17 protein-coding genes are annotated in these 17,881 nt (G+C 65.2%); 7 read left to right on the top strand and 10 right to left on the bottom strand.

Annotated features, from left to right (window positions below; translation table 11 throughout):
• Entirely contained in the window at positions 1–1,245 is a 1,245-nt protein-coding gene (locus ACWPMZ_RS16300) for a type II secretion system F family protein (protein ID WP_455705110.1), read from the top strand.
• 9 nt (positions 1,246–1,254) lie between these two features.
• Here ACWPMZ_RS16300 and ACWPMZ_RS16295 read toward each other — a convergent pair whose 3' ends face one another.
• On the bottom strand, positions 1,255–1,905 hold the full coding sequence (locus tag ACWPMZ_RS16295; RefSeq protein ID WP_455705109.1) for a hypothetical protein: 651 nt from the start codon (positions 1,903–1,905) through the stop codon (positions 1,255–1,257).
• A gap of 17 nt (positions 1,906–1,922) precedes the next feature.
• Between ACWPMZ_RS16295 and ACWPMZ_RS16290 the strand changes: the two genes are divergently transcribed.
• From ACWPMZ_RS16290 to ACWPMZ_RS16275, 4 genes are all read left to right on the top strand, one after another.
• On the top strand, positions 1,923–3,011 hold the full coding sequence (locus tag ACWPMZ_RS16290; protein WP_455705108.1) for a penicillin-binding protein activator: 1,089 nt from the start codon (positions 1,923–1,925) through the stop codon (positions 3,009–3,011).
• Entirely contained in the window at positions 3,011–3,547 is a 537-nt protein-coding gene (locus tag ACWPMZ_RS16285; protein ID WP_455705107.1) for a prepilin-type N-terminal cleavage/methylation domain-containing protein, read from the top strand. Before ACWPMZ_RS16290 ends, ACWPMZ_RS16285 begins: the two co-directional genes overlap by 1 nt.
• Positions 3,544–4,404 (top strand): general secretion pathway protein GspK, encoded by an 861-nt coding sequence (locus ACWPMZ_RS16280; RefSeq protein ID WP_455705106.1) that lies wholly within the window; start codon positions 3,544–3,546, stop codon positions 4,402–4,404. The genes ACWPMZ_RS16285 and ACWPMZ_RS16280 overlap by 4 nt, the downstream gene beginning before the upstream one ends.
• A gap of 109 nt (positions 4,405–4,513) precedes the next feature.
• A complete protein-coding gene (locus ACWPMZ_RS16275) occupies positions 4,514–5,248 on the top strand; it encodes a prepilin peptidase (protein WP_455705105.1) in 735 nt (244 codons plus the stop codon).
• An 11-nt stretch (positions 5,249–5,259) separates the two neighbouring features.
• Here the strand turns inward: ACWPMZ_RS16275 and ACWPMZ_RS16270 are convergent, their stop codons facing one another.
• The 9 genes from ACWPMZ_RS16270 to ACWPMZ_RS16230 all read right to left on the bottom strand — a co-directional run bounded on the left by ACWPMZ_RS16270 (position 5,260) and on the right by ACWPMZ_RS16230 (position 15,574).
• Positions 5,260–6,255, bottom strand: a complete 996-nt coding sequence (locus tag ACWPMZ_RS16270; RefSeq protein WP_455705104.1) for a LacI family DNA-binding transcriptional regulator — start codon at positions 6,253–6,255, stop codon at positions 5,260–5,262.
• Positions 6,256–6,363: 108 nt separating this feature from the next.
• Positions 6,364–6,960 (bottom strand): cytochrome b, encoded by a 597-nt coding sequence (locus ACWPMZ_RS16265; RefSeq protein ID WP_455705103.1) that lies wholly within the window; start codon positions 6,958–6,960, stop codon positions 6,364–6,366.
• A gap of 41 nt (positions 6,961–7,001) precedes the next feature.
• Positions 7,002–8,909: a PQQ-dependent sugar dehydrogenase gene (locus ACWPMZ_RS16260; RefSeq protein WP_455705102.1), complete on the bottom strand. Its 1,908-nt coding sequence runs from the start codon at positions 8,907–8,909 to the stop codon at positions 7,002–7,004.
• A gap of 175 nt (positions 8,910–9,084) precedes the next feature.
• Positions 9,085–12,003, bottom strand: coding sequence for a TonB-dependent receptor domain-containing protein (locus tag ACWPMZ_RS16255; RefSeq protein ID WP_455705101.1), 2,919 nt, complete (start codon positions 12,001–12,003; stop codon positions 9,085–9,087).
• Positions 12,004–12,127: 124 nt separating this feature from the next.
• Positions 12,128–12,910, bottom strand: a complete 783-nt coding sequence (locus tag ACWPMZ_RS16250) for a hypothetical protein (protein WP_455705100.1) — start codon at positions 12,908–12,910, stop codon at positions 12,128–12,130.
• Entirely contained in the window at positions 12,907–13,317 is a 411-nt protein-coding gene (locus ACWPMZ_RS16245) for a DUF6152 family protein (RefSeq protein ID WP_455705099.1), read from the bottom strand. Before ACWPMZ_RS16245 ends, ACWPMZ_RS16250 begins: the two co-directional genes overlap by 4 nt.
• A 67-nt stretch (positions 13,318–13,384) precedes the next feature.
• Positions 13,385–14,200: a hypothetical protein gene (locus ACWPMZ_RS16240; RefSeq protein WP_455705098.1), complete on the bottom strand. Its 816-nt coding sequence runs from the start codon at positions 14,198–14,200 to the stop codon at positions 13,385–13,387.
• Positions 14,193–14,528, bottom strand: a complete 336-nt coding sequence (locus ACWPMZ_RS16235) for a DUF6152 family protein (RefSeq protein WP_455705097.1) — start codon at positions 14,526–14,528, stop codon at positions 14,193–14,195. The genes ACWPMZ_RS16240 and ACWPMZ_RS16235 overlap by 8 nt, the downstream gene beginning before the upstream one ends.
• A 116-nt stretch (positions 14,529–14,644) precedes the next feature.
• Positions 14,645–15,574, bottom strand: coding sequence for a hypothetical protein (locus ACWPMZ_RS16230; RefSeq protein ID WP_455705096.1), 930 nt, complete (start codon positions 15,572–15,574; stop codon positions 14,645–14,647).
• 161 nt (positions 15,575–15,735) lie between these two features.
• Between ACWPMZ_RS16230 and ACWPMZ_RS16225 the strand changes: the two genes are divergently transcribed.
• Positions 15,736–16,332, top strand: a complete 597-nt coding sequence (locus ACWPMZ_RS16225) for a TetR/AcrR family transcriptional regulator (RefSeq protein WP_455705095.1) — start codon at positions 15,736–15,738, stop codon at positions 16,330–16,332.
• 241 nt (positions 16,333–16,573) lie between these two features.
• Positions 16,574–17,872: an efflux RND transporter periplasmic adaptor subunit gene (locus tag ACWPMZ_RS16220; protein WP_455705094.1), complete on the top strand. Its 1,299-nt coding sequence runs from the start codon at positions 16,574–16,576 to the stop codon at positions 17,870–17,872.
• Positions 17,873–17,881: the final 9 nt, after the last annotated feature.

The raw sequence follows: 17,881 nt of genomic DNA, 5'->3' as shown, positions 1-17,881 counted from the left end.
GTGGCGGCCTATTCCTACGAAGCAATCGACGGCAGCGGACGAACGAAGCGCGGGACGATCGAGGCTGGCAACGTGTCGTCGGCCCGCCACGCACTTCGCGCGCAGAATCTCCTTCCCGTCAAAGTCACCTCCACGCGGCCACCCGCAATTGATGGTCCAACGGACGCTCGAGCGAGCGCCAGCTTCCTGTCGCGATTTCGCCCGGGACAACGGGTAACCGGCCGCAATCTGGCAACTGCCACCCGGCAGCTATCGACGCTGATCGGCAGCCAGGTGCGCGTGGAGGAGGCGCTGCGGCTTGTCTCGCGACAAAGCGAGACTCCCGCGATCGGCGCGGTTCTGGCCGATGCGCGGCAACGCGTGCTCGAAGGTTCCAGCCTGGCCAACGGCCTGGCGACCCATCCCACGGCGTTTCCCGAATATTACGTCGCCTCCATCAGAGCGGGCGAACAGGCTGGGCGCCTCCCAGAAGTGCTGGCGTATCTCGCGGACTTCGTCGAAGCGCGGCATCGCGCCAATCGCACATTGCTGATGGCGCTGCTGTACCCCGGGCTGCTGGCGACGATTTCCGCGCTGATGATGACGGCGATGATGGTCTACGTCGTGCCCGATATCGTCCGCGTCTTCGTTTCGCGCGGGGCTGACCTGCCCTTGCTCACGCGGCTGCTGATCGCCGTGAGCACGCTGGTCAACGATTACGGCCTGATCATCCTGCTATTGCTAGTGGTCACGGGCTTTCTGCTGCGCCGCGAGATGAAACGGCCGGAAAGGCGACTGGCTCTCGATCGCTTCCTCGTGACGCGGCGACCGTTTGCTCGCTTCGTCCGTCAGTTCAACGCCGCCCGGTTCTCCGCCACGCTGGCGACCCTGGTCCAGAGCGCGGTACCGCTGCTCGACGCACTCAACGCCGCAGCAGCGGTCGTGCCCAACCGCTACGTCCGCACGAGCATGGAAGGCGTGGCCAACAAGGTGCGGGAAGGCGACAGCGTCAGTCACGCCATGCGGGAGGCCGACATCCTGCCCCCGATGCTGGTTGCGATCGTCGCAAGCGGCGAAGCCAGCGGCAAGCTCGGTATCGCGTTGCATAAGGCATCGGGGGAGCTCGACCGCGAAGTCGAGGAGCAGCTCCAGGTAATCGTTTCGCTGGTGGAACCCATCGTCCTGCTGCTGATGGGCGGTATGGTGCTGCTGATGGTGATGGCAATCCTCATGCCAATCATCGGGCTGAACGACCTGGCAATCTAGTCGCGCGGATCAGTCGACCACCGTATCGTAGCGCAATCCCGCCAGGAACGGCGCGCGGGTGATGGCCATCTGGGTGGGCCAGATGCTCAGTGCGCCCTTGGGAGACAGGCGCACTTCGACAAGCGACACCGCTTGCGCACCCGTCGTCGCGATCGATCCGGTGGATTCGTTCGCATTGGGAGCAATCCGTCCGGCAAGGGAGGGGAAATTCACCGGCACGCCGGCGAGCTGCTTGGCCGTGCATGAGACCGGTCCGGTCAACATCTGTCCCTCCGCCGTCTGGCCCTGCCCGCCCAGCCTCAAGCGCTCGATCCGCAGACTGCCTTCGAAGCTGCAGCGCACCGGCAAGCGCGGAAACAGTGCCTCGAGCGTGCCGCCTCCGAGTTGGCCGGACAGGTTGTCAATTCCGAACTGTTCGCCACGTTGGGTTATCAGTCCTGTCAGATCGCTGCCCCCTCCGGTGATGCGGACTCGTGCGCTGAACGCCAATCTCGAAATGCTGTCGATCGGACTTACGGCCCAGTCGGCCTGCACCGTTCCGCCCAGCACGGCATTGCCGTTCCAGATTGTCCCGCCGACCTGGAAGCCGTCGTTTTCGTCCAGCACCGCCTCGGCGGGAATGAACGCGATAAGCGCGAAAATGTATGCTATCAGACCCATCGCGATGAATATTGTCTTTGGCCGGCGCCAGCGCCGGTGGCGAACGGGAGCATCCTGAAGTGCGAGTGGATCGACGTCGGCTGCTGCAATCCGTCCCGTCATTCCTGATTGCATCGTCGCTGCCACTTTCCTGGTCGGGGGCGGCAACGGCGGCGAAAAAGTCGCCGCCGGCAGCCCTGCTGATTCCGAAGTCCGGCGACCTCGCCGCGTTGGGGCGCAGCATGGAACGCGCAGCCCTGCTCGCGCAAGGCGATAATAAAGCAGGCGAGCTGATCGTGTTCGACACCGGCGACACTGCTGAGGGGGCCGCCGCCGCGGCCGAGCAGGCGCGCAAGAAGGGCGCCGGGATCATTTTAGGTCCCGTACACTCGGGTTCCGTGCGCGGCGTGGTCGCCGCTGCGGCGGGAATTCCCGTGGTGGCTTTCGGAAATGACGCCGCCCTGAGAGAGAGCGGCGCTTTCATGCTGGGCATCACAGCGCGCCAATCGGTATCGTCGGTCCTGCGCTACGCAGCTGGCAGAGGTATCCGCCGGGTCGCCGTCGCCGATTTGCCGGGCGCCTGGAGCAGCCAGGTCAACGAGGCCGCTCGAGCCGAAGCGCAATCGCTCGGCCTCGAAGTCTCGACGTTTTCGCCGCAGACCGGCTTGCCTCAATCGGTCGCCGGCTCGACCGACGGTTATCCGGACGCGGTCCTGATGGCCGACAAGGAATCGCTTGCAAGGCTCATGCCCGAGATCGCAGCCATCGGCGTCCAAGCCCTCGGCGCCTTTGCCGAGCTCGATCTGGATCCTTCCGATTACGGCGCACTGCAAGGAACCTGGCTCTCGGCCGCCGATCCCGAGCGTTTCTCGGCATTCGCGAACGAGTACGAAAAGCGCATCGGAACGCGACCCGGCCTCATCTCGGCATTGGCCTACGACGCCGCGATGGCAGTACGCCGGATGCGCTTGACCGGGGCGCTCGATCGCTCTGCGGTGCTTTCGGGCGATGGATTCGCCGGCGTGTGCGGTCATGTCCGCTTTCGGGAAGACGGCAGCGCGGCGCGTGAGATGGTCGTGCTGGAAGTGGCCACGACGGGCGTCCGCAAGGTTCATCCCGCGGCCTGATGGAGCCGTCGCACGGTCCTTCCGCCGACGGAAGCGACGGCTTCACCTTGATCGAAGTCCTGATCTCGCTTGTCCTGTTCGCGCTGATATCGCTGGCCGGCGTCAGCCTGGTGACCACCGTGGTGGACGTTCAGGAGCGAACCGAGGTGCGCGGTGCCCGATTGGCGCAGGTCCAGCGGGCGCTTTATCTCCTTTCCGCCGACTTTGAGCAGATGACCGAAGGGCCGTTCGCGCAAGACGGCACGGTGCAGATCGTGCGCGCCAGCGCTGGCGGCGAGTATGAAGTGGCCTATGCTTTTGCCGATGGGGCGATTTCGCGCGGTTCGGGCGAAAGTGAGGCGATCCTGCTCGATGGGGTTCAGAGCCTGACGATGCGGGTCCTGCTCAACGATCAGTGGGAGCCGATTCCGCAGGTCGTGGCTGCCGATCAGCCCATGCCGCGCGCGCTGGAGATCGTCCTTGAGCTTGCGCCACGCGCCAACGAAACTTCCGGCCCGGTGCGGCGGGTGATCGAATTGCCCACGGTGCGACCATGAAGCAGATCCCACCGGGAGAGGACGGGACGATCCTGATCAACGTCCTGGTCATCGTCATGCTCGCCACGTCCATTCTCGCCGTCATGATCGCCGGAGACGACGGCGACATGGCTCTTGCCATCCAGATGCGCGAGGTCGCGCAGGCGCAGGCGACCGCGAAGGGGGCAGAATTGTCGGCCGTCGTTGCCCTGCGGCGGGATCTGGTCGAAGGATCCGAAAGCGACAGCAGGCTCGAAGCGTGGGGGGCCATTGCCGAGAACGACCGGAAGATCGACAACGGTACGTTCGATTTCGTTCTGACCGACGCGCAGGACCGCTTCAATCTCAACAATCTGGCGCGGGGCGATCTCGTTTCGCGTTCGATACTTCGGGCCATCGTCGCGCAACTAGGTCTCCCGGCGGAACGCGAGACGCAGATCGCCGGCGCGGTTATCGAGCGGCAGGGCTTGCGCAGCCTGAACGAGCTCGAGGCGGCCGGCGTCCCGTATCCCGACATCGTACGGCTCGCCACGCTGGCCACGGCCCTGCCGCCCGGGACCACGGTGAACCTCAACAGCGCGCCGCCCGAGCTTGTCACCGTTCTGGTCGGAAATGCCGGGCGCGCCAATGCGATCGTGGCACGGCGCGAGAGGGAAATTCTGACCGACAGGACATTGGCCGAGGTGGGAAGTTTTACCCCACCCGGTGCAGGGACGACGTCGAGCTACTTCTGGTCCCGCGCGGGGGTTACCATCGGCAGGTCGAAGCAGCGCCTGACGACCCTGCTTTATCGCCGGTCAGTCGAAGGCGTTCCGCAAGCGGTCCCTCTTCGCCGGTGGCGCGGCGCACCGCCCCTGGGAGCACCGCCTCTGCCCTGATCGCGCGCCGGGGCTCGACTGAAGCGACCGCCCCGCCTGCGGCACCAGAAGCGACCGGGCGAATAGACCCGTGTTCCATCGCACCGCAGAGCGCCGTAAAGGCAGATCGATGCCCAGCGACACCATCCTGCTTGCCGCTTTGGGTGCGATCCTCGGAAGTGTCGCCGGAAGCTACCTTGCCACCGTCCTCTGGCGGCTTCCGCGCGGGGGCAGCGCGAACACCGGGCGTTCGGTTTGCGACGCATGCGGGACCACACTTCCCTGGCATGCCATCATCCCCCTTGCCGGAATCCTGCTTTCGCGCGGGAAATGCGCGAAGTGTGGCGAGCGGATTTCCCGGCAGCATCTCGCGCTCGAAGTCGCAAGTGCACTGTGCGGTGCGTGGCTTTTCGCAGTCGGACAGCCCCTCCTTGCCCCCCTCGTCTGGTTGCTGCTGGTTCTCGCAGTGTTCGATGCCCTTTACCTCTGGCTGCCAAATCATCTGGTGGCTGCAACTGCGGTCGCAGCGCTGATCGCACCCGCACCGGAAGGCGTCGAGTTGTGGGAGCGACTTGCCGGAGGGGCGGCGGGGTTCGGAGTGCTCTGGGCCGTGGCTTGGGGCTACCGCTCCCTCAAGGGGCGTAACGGCCTCGGCGGCGCCGACAAGAAACTCTTCGGCGCCATCGGACTATGGTGCGGGCTCGGCAACCTGCCGCTCCTGCTGCTCGGCGCAAGCTGCCTGGGGATTGCCGTCTACGCGGTTCTGCGCGCAAAAAAGCTGGCTGGTCCATCCTCGCCCTTGCCATTGGGGACGTTCCTTGCCGCCTGCACGATAGGAATGGCCCTCGGGCTTCCCATGATGTGAGCCTTGGCGGCTTACGAACTCTCGCGCACCAGGAGCTCGGCGCCGACATCGATGACGGGCTGCTCGACGGGCTGTCCACGCAGCCGTTTCAAAATCAATGAGACCGACAGGGTTCCGACGAGTTCGCCATTGATATTGACCGACGTGAGCGACGGAGACAGGAATTCGCCGAAGGATTGGTTGCCAAATCCGACGACTGCGAGATCCTGCGGCACCCGCCAGCCGCGCCGGGTCGCCTCGAAGATGGCGCCGTGCGCAACCCAGTCCGACATCGCGAGCAGGACGTCGGGCTGAGGCTCTATCTCGGCGATGCGGCCGACCGCGTTGATACCATCGGGAAAGGTGCCGGGAAATTCGTAATCGGCGTGCTGCGGTTCTTCCAGCCCGGCATCGAGCATGACCTGATTGATCGCATAGCGCAGAACCATGGCGCGGGGGTTGTTCGACCACGCCATGAACGGCCGCACATACCCACGGTCGAGCAAATAGCGCCCTATCCTGTGTCCCAAGGCGGTGATCGAGTACCCGACCGCCATGTCGACAGGTTTTTGCGGGATTTCCCATGCTTCGACGACCGGTATGTTAGCCGCTGCAATCTGTTGTCGGACCGGTTCATCGAGAAAGCCGCCTACGATGATCATTCCCTCGGGGCATCGGCTGAGCGCTTCGCGAACCGCACGCTCGGTTTCCTTCCGCGACGATCCCGAGAAGCCGACGGAGACGTGATACCCTGCGTCCGTCGCCGCGGTGATGACGCCCCGCAGGAAGTTCGCGGTGCTGAGGTAGCTGGCAGGGACGACCAGCGTGATCGTTCTGCTGCGCGCCGATGCCAGGCCGCCTGCAAGCCGATTTGGAACGTATCCAAGCTGTTCGATCGCGGCCATGACCTTCTGGCGGGTCTTTTCCCTGACCTGTTCACTGCCGTTGACGACACGCGAAACAGTGACGGGAGCGACGCCGGCGAGAGAGGCAACGTCCTCTAGGGTCGGGCGTCCGGTCGTGACCAAGCGTACTCGCTCCTCCTCATGCAACCGGAAAGGTACGCCAGGGTAGCCGCAATTCTGGTGACCTAATGCGGCCCACCGTCATTTGGAAGCGAACTCTTTTCGCAGTGGTCAGGAGCCGTCGCCCAGCTCCGGCCGGCGACCTATCGGCAGCATTTGCCAGAGCACGGCGTCGCGCACGTGGAAATGATGATGCAACGCCGCGAGCGCATGCCCCGCGATCAGCACGAGCCCCACCCAACCAAGCCAGTCGTGCGCCCTGAGAGCTGCCTGTGCCACCGCCGCGCGTGCAGGAGTCTCAAGATCGGCGATCGCGGGGATGTGAGGCCATTCGAATGCGCCGAACCAAAAGGTGGGAATGGCAAGAGGCGCTCCTCCCCTGACATCCCACCCGGCCGACACGTACAACCATCCCGACAACGGCAGCATGATCATCAGTGCGAAAAGCAAGCCATGCATGCTTTTGGCGAGCAAGCGCTCCAACCGGGTCATCCGCGCGGGCAAGGCCGGTCGCCGATGAGCGAAGTGCCAGGCGAGCTGGACCAGCGACAAAACGAGGACCGTCAGGCCCAGCGATTTATGGACCTGATAGCCCGCGAACGCCGCGATGACGCGCTCAGGATCATGCACCGCGTCGGTCATCCACCAACCCAGGCCGTAAAGAACGGCGATGGCGGCGGCGATCGACCAATGCAGTGCGATGCTCACCGCATGATAGCGAACCGCTCGTCTCTGGGACACTGGCGACGTCAGCTGCGCGAAGGGGTGAGGCGCAGCAGCTTCGACTTCGGCCCCTTGGTCAGCAGGTAGAGGGCGCCGTCGGGTCCCTCCTCGATATCGCGGATCGGTTCGCAAAGGTCGGTGAGCATCTGCTCCTCGCCGACCACACGGTTACCGTCGAGCACGAGGCGCATCAGGCGCTTGCCGGCCATTGCGCCGACGAACAGGTTGCCGCGCCATTCGGGAAACAGGGTTCCGTTGTAAAAGTGCATACCGGAGGGGGCGATCGAGGGGGTCCAGAAATAGACCGGCTGCTCGGTCCCCTTTAGCACCGTCGCCCCGCCGTTGATGAAAGTGCCAGAATAGTTTCGTCCGTAACTAACTGTCGGAAAGCCGTAGTTGCGGCCGGAGCGGATGATGTTCAGTTCGTCGCCGCCCCTCGGGCCGTGCTCGACGGTCCACAAATCGCCTGTCACCGGATTGATCGCCGCGCCTTGCGGATCGCGCAGGCCGTAGGCGTAGATCGCGGGGACCGCGCCCTTGCGGCCGACGAAGGGGTTGTCGCGCGGGATCGTCCCGTCGCGGTTGATGCGCAGGACCTTGCCGTAGGTGTAGTTCAGCCGCTGCGGCAAATCGTCGACCTCCATGTCGCCCGCCGCGATCGTCCCGGCAGTGATGTAGACCTTGCCATCGCGGCCCACCGCGATGCGGCCGTCGAGCCCGGCCTGCTGCGCGATCACCTTGACGTCTTCCAGGCGCGTACCGTCCTTGGAGAGCCTCGCGCTCGCGATCCGTTGCATGCCGATGCTCTGGCGGTCGCGCTCCGGCTGCGAGAGATGCATCCATGCGGTCCACCGCGCGCGGTCGGTCTCGACAGTGGGCGCCTCGCCCTTCGCCGGGGCGAAATAGCCGAAGTACAGACGGCGATTGTGCTTGAAGCCGGGGTCCAGAGCGACATCGTAGAGACCCGTGTTGGCGATCACCTTGATCGGCGGCAGCCCGGCAATCGGTGCGCCCATGCGGCCATCGCGGTCGATGATGCGCATGCGGCCGGGCCGTTCGGTTACCAGCATCTTCCCATCGGGCAGGAATGCGATCGACCACGCGGTGTCGAGGTCGGCGAGCGTTTCCAGCCTGACGTTTGTCCGCTTGGCCGCCGGAGCGCGGGTCTGGCCGGCGAACTGGGGCTTGGGCCGATAGTCGTCGCCCCAATAGGGGCCGTAGGTGCAGGACTGCCCCGCCCCGCCATCGGCCGTCGCCGCCTGGCCGAAGCCCGCCGCGTCGGCGCGCAGCCCCTGCGCGCGCCTGGCCTTCAATGCGATCTTCACCTCGACGGCGGCGGGCACCACGTCGACTGCCGCGAACTGCGCCTTTCCCAGCCCGAAGTCCCTGCGATCAAGGGTGAGTGCGCCGCTCATCGTCGCCTCGTCGCCCTTGATGGCGAGCGTGAACGGCAGGGTGACCGGGCGTTGCACGCCGCGGATCGAAAGCTGGCCCAAGGCTTCGTAGCGGTCGGCCCCGAGCGAGCGGAAGCTGTCTGCCTTGAAGGTGCCATGCGGAAACTGACCGGCATCGAACCAGTCCGAGCCCGGCAGCATCTCGTCGCGCGCCTCGTCGCCCGTGCGCGCGGATGCCAGGTCGATCGTCACCGCCACGCGCGAGGCAGCGAGATTGGCCGGGTCGAAGGCTATCTGCGCGTCCCATTGTCCGAAAGAGCCGGTCATCGGCGCGCCCGATATCGTGCTCGCGAACTCGATCCGCGATGCATCGTATTGCGCTGCCCAGACGGGTATGCCCGCTTCCGCCGCGGCCGCGACTTCCGGCGCAACCGCAAGCTGCGCCACATCCTGGCGTCCCGCGGAGTCTTCGCGCCACGCCGAGCCGAGAGCCCATGCCCCGGCAGTGCCCAACAGCATGGCACCAATCACGAACTTCATTGCTACCCTCACGCTTTCACATCCCGAGATCGGAGACGCATCGCGCGGCGCCCGATCCTGCGTCCAAGGAATTGAAACTTGGCGCCGAGCGGGCTGGTCCGGCGGCCCTGCCGACGCCGGCGAAGCGCACCAGCCCCTCGCCCGCGCGGCTGGCCGCCGGTTGCCCATCCATCGGCTAGAATTCCGCCCGCAGGCCGACCCGGAAGGTCTGCCCGATCGGATCGTAGAGAACGGAATTGTACGGCCCCACCGAAGACGGCGCCATCGGCGGGTTGGCATCGAACAGGTTGGTGACCGCGCCGAACAGTTCGAAGCGGGGGGTCAACTCGTAGGATGCCGCCAGATTGATGTAGGTCCGACCGGGAATGCGGTTGGTGTTGATGCTGTTGGCCGCGGTGACCGAGTAGCCTGCATCTTCCGGCCCCACGAGCGTGACGTTGTACACCCCGCCCGTGAAATACCGTGCCTGCACCGTGGCGCTGAACGGGCCGGTGCTGAACGTGAGGTCGGTATTCACCGTCCAGTCCGGGACGCCGGATTCCTGCGAAACCGGACGGCCGGTCTGGCCCGCGCGGTCGGTCGTCACCCCGGCGGAATCGGTCGTCGAAAGCTCCAGCGCACGGTTGGCCAGGACCCTGAGCGAAATATCGCCCGGCAACGAACCGATCTCGCTGAGCGGAAGCTGGTAGTTGAACTCGAAATCCCAGCCGCGCGACCGCAGGCTGGTCAGGTTGAGGTTCTGGTTGACGACCTCGGTCAGGAAGTTCGTCACCGGATCGCGGGTCAGCAGCGCGCAGAATTCCGCGCTGCCGCCGAAGCAGCGATTGACGATCAGCTGGCCGCCCAAGGTGGCGATCGCCCCCTTCAGGTTGATGTCGTAATAATCGGCGGAAAGGCTCAGCCGCCCCGGAATCATGCCGGGCGGGCTACGCAGCGCGATGCCGGCCGTCTTGGTGTTCGCCTTCTCCGGGTCCAGCGTCGGGTTGCCGCTGGTGAAGACCCGGGTGTTGTACTGCTGCTTGGTCACCGGATCGGAAATGAAGTTCTGTCCGCTCGCCCGGCCGGAGAACAACTCCACCTGGTTAGGCGCGCGGATATCGCGTGAGCGCGTCGCGCGCAGGCGCACGCCCTCGACGGGCTCCCACACCGCGCCGACCTTCCAGGTCGTCGCATTCACCGTCGTTTGCGGATTGAACGAATTTTCCCGCGCGTAGTGCGTCTGGCGGACCGCTCCGTTGAGTTCCAGCAGGTGGGTGAAGCTCAGGTCGCGAACCAGCGGGATGACCGATTCCGCGTAGCCTTCGATCACGCTGATCTTGCCGTTGATCGGCGCGGTGTTGTTGTTGAAGAACCCGTTCGCGGTGGACACCGGGTCGCTCACCCCTTCCACCGTGTCGCGGCGCCATTCGACACCGGCGGCCAGCGAGATGGGCCCGGCCCATCCTTCGAACAGCTCGCCGGTGACGTTGGCCGCCGCGGCGTGCTGAACGTACTTGAAACTGTTCATCGAAGTGCCCAGCGCATAGTTGAGCGCCGCATCGGAAATCTTCCCGATGCCGAAGGGGTTGATCGGCGAACAGCCGTTGGTCGGATCGCTCAGGCTCGAACGGCAGACGGCAACGCCCTGCGCGTTGCGGACCGAATCGATCGCGCGAACGAAATTCGCCTGGATCTTGTTGCGGGTCGTGCTCTGGTCGCTGTCGGCGCGGCCGATCTGGTAATAGACATCCCAGTCCCATGCCGGCCCGATGCTGCCCTCCAGCGCGCCGACCACCCGCAGTGCGCTGCGCTTGGCCACGGTACGCGGGAAGCCGCCTTCGGTCGTCACCCGGCCGAACGCCACGCTGGCGAGCGCATCGGCCTTGTTTCCGTCCTGATTAGGGTCGTCCATCAGCGCGGCGAGACCGGCCGGGAGGAACGCATTGTCGCGCCGGATCGTCAGGGCCCCGCTGTCGAGCGGTCGCGCAGCGTTCGTCTTGGCCGTGATCTGGCCGAAGGAAACGGCGAGCTTGGCGGTGATGGAGTCGGTCACCCCGTAGGACAGGTTGTTGTAAACGGCGAACCGCTCGGACTCGGGCAGGATGTTGAGCCCTTCGTGGAAGTAGTTCTTGCCCTCCCCTCCGAGCATGTAGACCGACACGGTCGTCGAAAGCTGGCCGTACTGGAAGCGGTTGGGATTGATCGAGCCGTCGGCGTTGAACTGCACGCCGCGCAGCGGACCGGCGGTAACGATACCGGCGGGCGTCATGTTGGCCACCTTGACCAGGCCGATCACGTTCGCGGGAAAGCCCCCCGCCCCGGCGCCGCCCGGATTGGCGATGGTGTATCCGTCCGCCAGTCCATCGGGTGAGCACCACTTGCGGGTGAAGCAATCGCCCACCCCGCCGTTGCGGCTGTACTCGCCGGCCATCACGATGTGGCCGCGCCCGCCGAACAGGTCCGATCCGAACGACAGGTTCGCGGCGAATTCCTTGTTGTCGCCCTCTTTCGAGATGCCGTACTGGACTTCGCCCTTGATCCCGTCGAGCCGGCCGTCGGTAATCAGGTTGACGACGCCGGCCACCGCATCGGAGCCGTAGGCCGCCGACGCGCCGCCGGTGACGACCTCGACCCGCTCGATGATGTTGCTGGGCACCAGGCTGAGGTCGAACGTCCCGCCCGTGGTGGTGGGTACGTGGCGGCGCCCGTCGACCAGGACCAGCGTGCGCGTCGCGCCGATGCCGCGCAGATCGAGCAGCTGGCTACCCAGGTTCGCCTGGCCGAGCCCTTGCGTCGTGGGGGTGTTCTGCGGCCGGAAAGACGGAATCCTGTTGAGCGAATCCGCGATATTGGTGTCCGCCAGCTTGCCGAGCTGTTCGGCGCCCAGAACGGTAACCGGCGTGGGTGCGGTGAAGCCGCTGCGGGCGACGCGCGAACCCGTGACGATGATCTCCTCGTCGATCGCCGTAGACGCGCTTTCTTCGACCGCATCGGCGCCGTTATCGGAAGCGTCCTGCGCGGCAGCGGGAAGCGCCAGACCCAGCGCCAGTGCGATTGCGAGCGATCCCTGGCTGACCGTCGACGGCAGGAGCCGCAGGTGGTTCGTATTCATCATTCCCTCTCCCTGTTTGTTCTATCGATACCGACCATGCGAATGTCTTTCCGTCATGAATGGTAGCGCTGTCTTTTTAACCAAGTTGCTTCGTAGGCGGGTCGTATTCCGAAAGCTTATGGTTCGCTTATTGGTCGGGAAACTCGTCTTCGAGTTCGAGCGAGCCGGGGTTGTCCGGATCCGCATTGAACACGTTGTCGCGATTACCCTCGGTGCAGAAGTATTCCTTGAGCTCCCAGTCGTCCTTCAGGTTATAGACCAGCTTCGAGAACTGCGGCTGCGCCAGGATCTCGGGGTCCTTCAACTCGGTGAGGATTTCCAGGTTCGTCGGGCTCGTGCGGCGAAACCGCTCGGTCAGGTGGGCGCTTTCGGACATCGGCGTCCCATCGCCGGCGAGCCAGGTCTTGCCGTTGAAGTTCGTCGTCTCGACCACGAGATCGCTGCCCTCCCAGCGGCCGACGGAATGACCCAGCCAGCGGGTCTCTACGTCCGGGTCGGGATGGGGCCGCCCGTCGAGGTAGATGACGCGGAAGATCGTATCCCATTCGAACAGCATCACCAGGTATCGCGGCGTTTGCAGGATTTGGATCGGATAGGGGCCGCCCAGGTGGCGCGGCATCGAGGGAAGGCACAGGGCACTTGGGTCGAGCGCCGGGCGGGACTCGGCCTTGCGCTTCTCGCCCTCGGGAGTGAGGAGGCCGCCGGTGATCGGTTTCAGTTCGGCATCGAGCGCGCCGCGAACACTGTTGTTCGATATCGCCCACAGCCCGCTGAAATCGGCCGGAGCGGACGGTGCCACGGTGCTCGTCGCAATGACGGTCTGCGCCGGCGCGGCTTCGACCTGCGCCAGGGCCGGCGTCGCCAGCGCGAGAAGCGAGACTGCGCCGATCGATGCAAAGAAGCGTGTCACCGGCGCACGCCCTCCTCGTCGGTGTCGACGGCGGTCGGCGTATCCGCGTTGAGCTCGCGCCCGTCGGCGAAGACCACCCGCACGATCGCGCCGCCCGGCTTGCCGTTCTTGAGCGGCTTGACGATCAGGGTGACGTTGTCGCCCGGCTCCAGGGTCTTGCGGGTCCAGCCGCGCCGGGCAAGCCCGTTGGGGCTGCGGCCCTCGATGCTCCACTCGACGGTCTTGCCGCCGGTCGGTACCATCAACTGGACCCAGGTGTGCGGATTGACCCACTGGAACTCGCGCACGGTCCCCTTCAGGCGGATGGTCCGCGTCTGATCGAACATCGCGAAGGAGTGATGCGCCGAGGCTCCTCCCGCGAGGCAGGCCAGCATCATCGCCCCGATCGCCAGTTGCTTGTTTCTCATAACCCTCTCCGACCCTTCAATTCGCAATCGCCGCCGGCGGCTGTTCGCCCTCGCGCCGTGTGAAACCTTACTGCTCGACAACCCCGCCGGACCGTTCGCCTTGCGCGTCGGGGGCGTCGCGGTTGTTTTCCAGGCAGCTGTATTCGCGGATCCGCCAGTCGGGCCGCTTGGAGTAGATCACCCGCTGCTCGATCGGCCGCGTCAGCGCCTCCGGATCCTCGATGACCATGCGCACTTCGATCGTGTCGCTGTCGAGGTAGCGAATTCGTTCGCCGATGCGCATCGCGCCGCTGTGGGGTAGCCCCGGGGGAATGAGCGTGTGCTCGTGGAACCCGACGGTGTCGACGACCAGCGTGTCGCCTTCCCAGCGGCCGATGGAATCCCCGTTGTACGTCGGATCGAGATCGTCCTCGGGAAGGTGCTCGCTCCGGTCGAGGAAGATGCGGCGGATCTGGTTGTCCGCTTCGAAGATGAAGGTGATGCGGCCCGGCGTGTGGAGCACCTCGAACGGATAGGGGTAGACCATGATCCGCGGCATGCCCGGCCAGGCGCAGGGCTCGGCCCCTTCGGCCAACTTCGCGCGCTCCGCCTGGATCGCGCGATATTTCTCGCGATACTCGGACGTCAGCGGCAAGTCCTCGACCGCGGGCGGAGGCGGCGGACCGGGATCGTCCTCGAGCCGCTTCAAGCCGGCGCGGCGGAGCCGTTCGTCGAAGGTGAAGTCGTTCATCCACACGCCCGAAAAATCGCGCGGGTCGCTGGGCCGCGAAGCGTCCACCACTTCGGCCACCTCGGCATCGGTCTGCGCGATCGCAGGCAGGGGCACCAGCGCGCAGCTCACCGCGAGGAACCGGCCCAGAAGAGCCAGACGCGCCTCAGCCATGGTAATACAGCACCGTGCCGTCGGTCTTGTGCACCTCGACGAAGCTGCCGCCGGGCTTGCCGTCGCGCAGCGGATAGAACAGGACCCTGACCTTCTCGCCGGGCTTCAGCGAGGAGCGCCTCCAGCCGTTGCGCGAAAGGATGTTGGGGCTACCGCCCTCGAGGCTCCAGCGAACGGCCTTCCCTTCGCCGCGCGACGTAACCTGAATCCACGTGTGAGGGTTGGTCCACTGGAACTGGTCGACGGTGGCGTCGATCCACCGCTCCTTCGACTTGTCGAACATGGCGAAGCTGTGATGCGCCGAGGCGGAGCCCGTCGATAGGGTCACGCCCACCAACAGCACCGCAAGTATTTTCCGAACGCCCAACATGCTCTCCCAAGCCCGAAATGGTTGCGCTTCCATAATGCAGTTGTGTTTGCCTGTAAAGGAGGTTTGGCCGGCCCCTATGCAGCCCAACCGGTCCCGCTGCCGTAGGGCACGTTGCGCATGACCACCTCCATGCGCCTGATGCGCCCTCCGACGACCTTGAACAGTTCGCCCACGATGATCGAACGCGGCGGCCGCACGGCCTGCGTCGGGCGCCCATCGATCATAGTCTGGTAGGGCCCGCCCGCGATATCCATCACCACGATCGCCCAGACCAGGCCCCGCTCTTCGTCGACGATGGGAAAGCGGCGATCGCGTACCGGCTTGATCCAGGTAAAATTCGCCAGGCCCGCGTTGCAATGACCGCTCAGTTGGAGCGAGGGTTCGATATGCGTGTCGACCCCATTTTCGACACGGTAACACCCCGGTGCGGCCGGGACGCGAGAGCCGTCCGCCGCCTCGATGCCATCGTAATATGCTTGCGCGGCGGCAATCAGGGCGGCTCGCGTGTTGCGCTTGTCGGCGGGCACTGTTTCTGCATAAATCGGATCGGGAAGGGTCATGGCCTCGGGCCGAAACAGCGATGCTTCCCCTTGACGGGCATGGACGATTTCGACTTCGGCGATCTCCCTTCGCACGGTTTTCAGACGGACGAACACAGCCGCTCTGCCGCCGCCCGGCTCTGAAACCGCGCCATAGAATGCGACCTGGCCGGTCAGTTCGTCCGCAAAGATCAGGCGGTATCCGATGGTCTGTGCGGACACGAGGCGGCTTTCGGACGCGTCGATCACGGAGCCGTTTTCAGTCCAGCGAGCGCCGCGGGTCGTGCTCAGGCTTGCGACATCGCGGTGCACGACGATGGCATCGATGAACGCGTTTGCCGCATCTATGAGAAGGTCGCGATCAGCGACAGCGTCGGTTGCCTCGTGCAGCGGGAGGAGTGGATGCATCGCAGGCGAAACGAGGAAGATCGACATTGCTGCCATACAACGATTGAGCAGTTTCACGTCCGCCACACCCCTCTTTGGTTGCGCTTTCATATGCGTAGTAGGCTTTGACGTCAAAGTGGGCGCGCAGGCCGAAGCGCGCACGCAACAGCCAAAGCTCAGCGACGGCAGCCCGTCGGCAAGCTTGCACTTTCCGACGGCATCAATATATACCGACCGATATGGAAAACGTAGCAGTCCGCGGTCGCCCACGGGAATTCGACGTCGAGGATGCCCTGGCGGCAGCCCTCCGCGTGTTTTGGGAGAAGGGCTACGAGAGCGCATCGATGTCCGATCTGACCGATGCAATGGGGATTACCCGGCCCAGTCTCTACGCGGCGTTCGGCAACAAGGAAGAACTCTTCACCCAGGCGCTCGACCTCTACGAGCGCGAAAAGCTGAATTACATTCACGAGGCCCTGTCCGCCCCGACCACCAAGGGGATGGTCGCCAATCTCCTGAACGGCGCCATCGAACTGGTGAGCGGCGATTGCCGCGGTTGCCTCGGCGTGATGGCTACGGTGACCTGCGGAGCGGAAACGTCGACGATACGCCAGCACATCGAAGGCATCGCGGCGAATACCCATCGGGCGCTTGTCGAGCGGATCGAAACGGGGATTACGGCCGGCGATTTCACGGGCCCGGCGGATGCCGAAGCCCTGACCAATTATCTCAAGACGGTCCTGCAGGGGCTCTCGGTGCAGGCCAAGTCCGGCATGTCGCGGGCCGAACTCGAGAGTGTAGCGAGCGCGACACTGGCAATCTGGCCCTCCCGCTAAAGCCCGGTTTCGACCGTTTCAGAAAAAAATATCGGTCGGTACAAAATTAGCGCTTGACCTGAACCTCAGATTACATACTTAGCGGTACAGAAGTCTGGCCCACCTGATGGCAATGCTGTCGGGAAGGGCGCGGGGCCTGCATCGCGCATCCCTCCGCTCCGGCCTTGTCCGCAACTGCTGCTTCCGAAGCGCTCGCTTTCGGGATCGGGATGAAGCGCCCTGCGGGGCGAGGGGTATACGCATGTTCGACACGCCATTCGATCGCCACGACGGTCAACGCGAAAGCAGCCATTCCCAAAGCGGCGAGTTCGTCGACGGCTATCCCGCCACGATGCAACCGATCGAATTGGCGGCGACCGACATCGGCCAGCCCGCTCAGCAACGGAGCAGGCGCCCGATCATGATCGCCGCCATTCTGGCTGCGATCCTGGCCGCCTGGTGGTTGCTGCGCACCGAAGACGCGCCTGCCGCCACCCCGCCCCCGCCCGAGGTGACGGTTGCAACCCCGCTGCAGCGCGAAGTGACCGGTTGGGACGAATTCATCGGTCGGTTCGAGCCCAGCCGCGCCGTCGAGGTCCGTCCGCGCATCTCGGGCCAAGTCGTCGGGGTCCACTTCACCGATGGTCAGTTCGTGCGGGCCGGAGCCCCTCTTTTCAGCATCGACGCGCGCCCGTTCCGGGCCAGCCTGGCCGAAGCCCAAGCCAATGTCGCCAGCGCATCGAGCGCGCTTACCCTCGCCCGAAGCAACCTCGCGCGGGCCCAACGTCTCGTTGCCGAGGATGCGGTAGCAGCCAACGAGATCGACCGGCTGCAGGCCGAGGTGCGCGCCCACCAGGCCGCCCTTGCCGCCGCACAGGCGCAGGTTCGCTCACGCAATCTCGACGTCGAGTTCGCGACCGTCAGGGCGCCGATATCCGGCCGGATCTCCGACCGCCGCATCGATGCCGGCAACCTCGTCGCCGCCGGCAGTGGTGAAGCCGCCACCCTGCTGACCACGATCAACGCCGTGGATCCGATCTATTTCAACTTCGAGGGTTCGGAGAGCACGTTCCTCAAGACCCGGCGCGAAGGAATGGCGTCGAACGTTCCGGTCGACATCCGCCTGGCCGATGAGGCGGATTATCGCTGGCACGGTTCGCTCGACTTCGTCGACAACGGTCTCGATGCGCGATCCGGCACGATCCGCGCCCGCGCGCTGGTTCGCAATCCCGACGGCTTCCTGACGCCAGGGCTGTTCGGCAACATGCGCATGGCAACCGGCGGCACCGAGATGGCGCTGCTGGTGCCCGACGCGGCGATTTCGACCGACCAGACGCGAAAGCTGGTGATGGTGGTCGACCGCAAGAATGGCGTGGCGACACGCGAGGTCGAACTTGGGCCGCTGGTCGATGGCCTGCGCGTGATCCGCAAGGGCCTGACCAAGGCCGACCGCGTCATCATCGACGGCGTGCAGCTTGCCATGCCCGGCCAGACCGTCCGGCCGAAACCCGGCAGGGTCGCGCCAGCGAAGGCCCCGGCCCTCGCCACCGCCGCCAACTGATCCTGCGGC

The sequence above is a fragment of the Tsuneonella sp. HG222 genome, from assembly GCF_053819185.1.
This window is presented reverse-complemented; position numbering and strand designations above follow the sequence as displayed.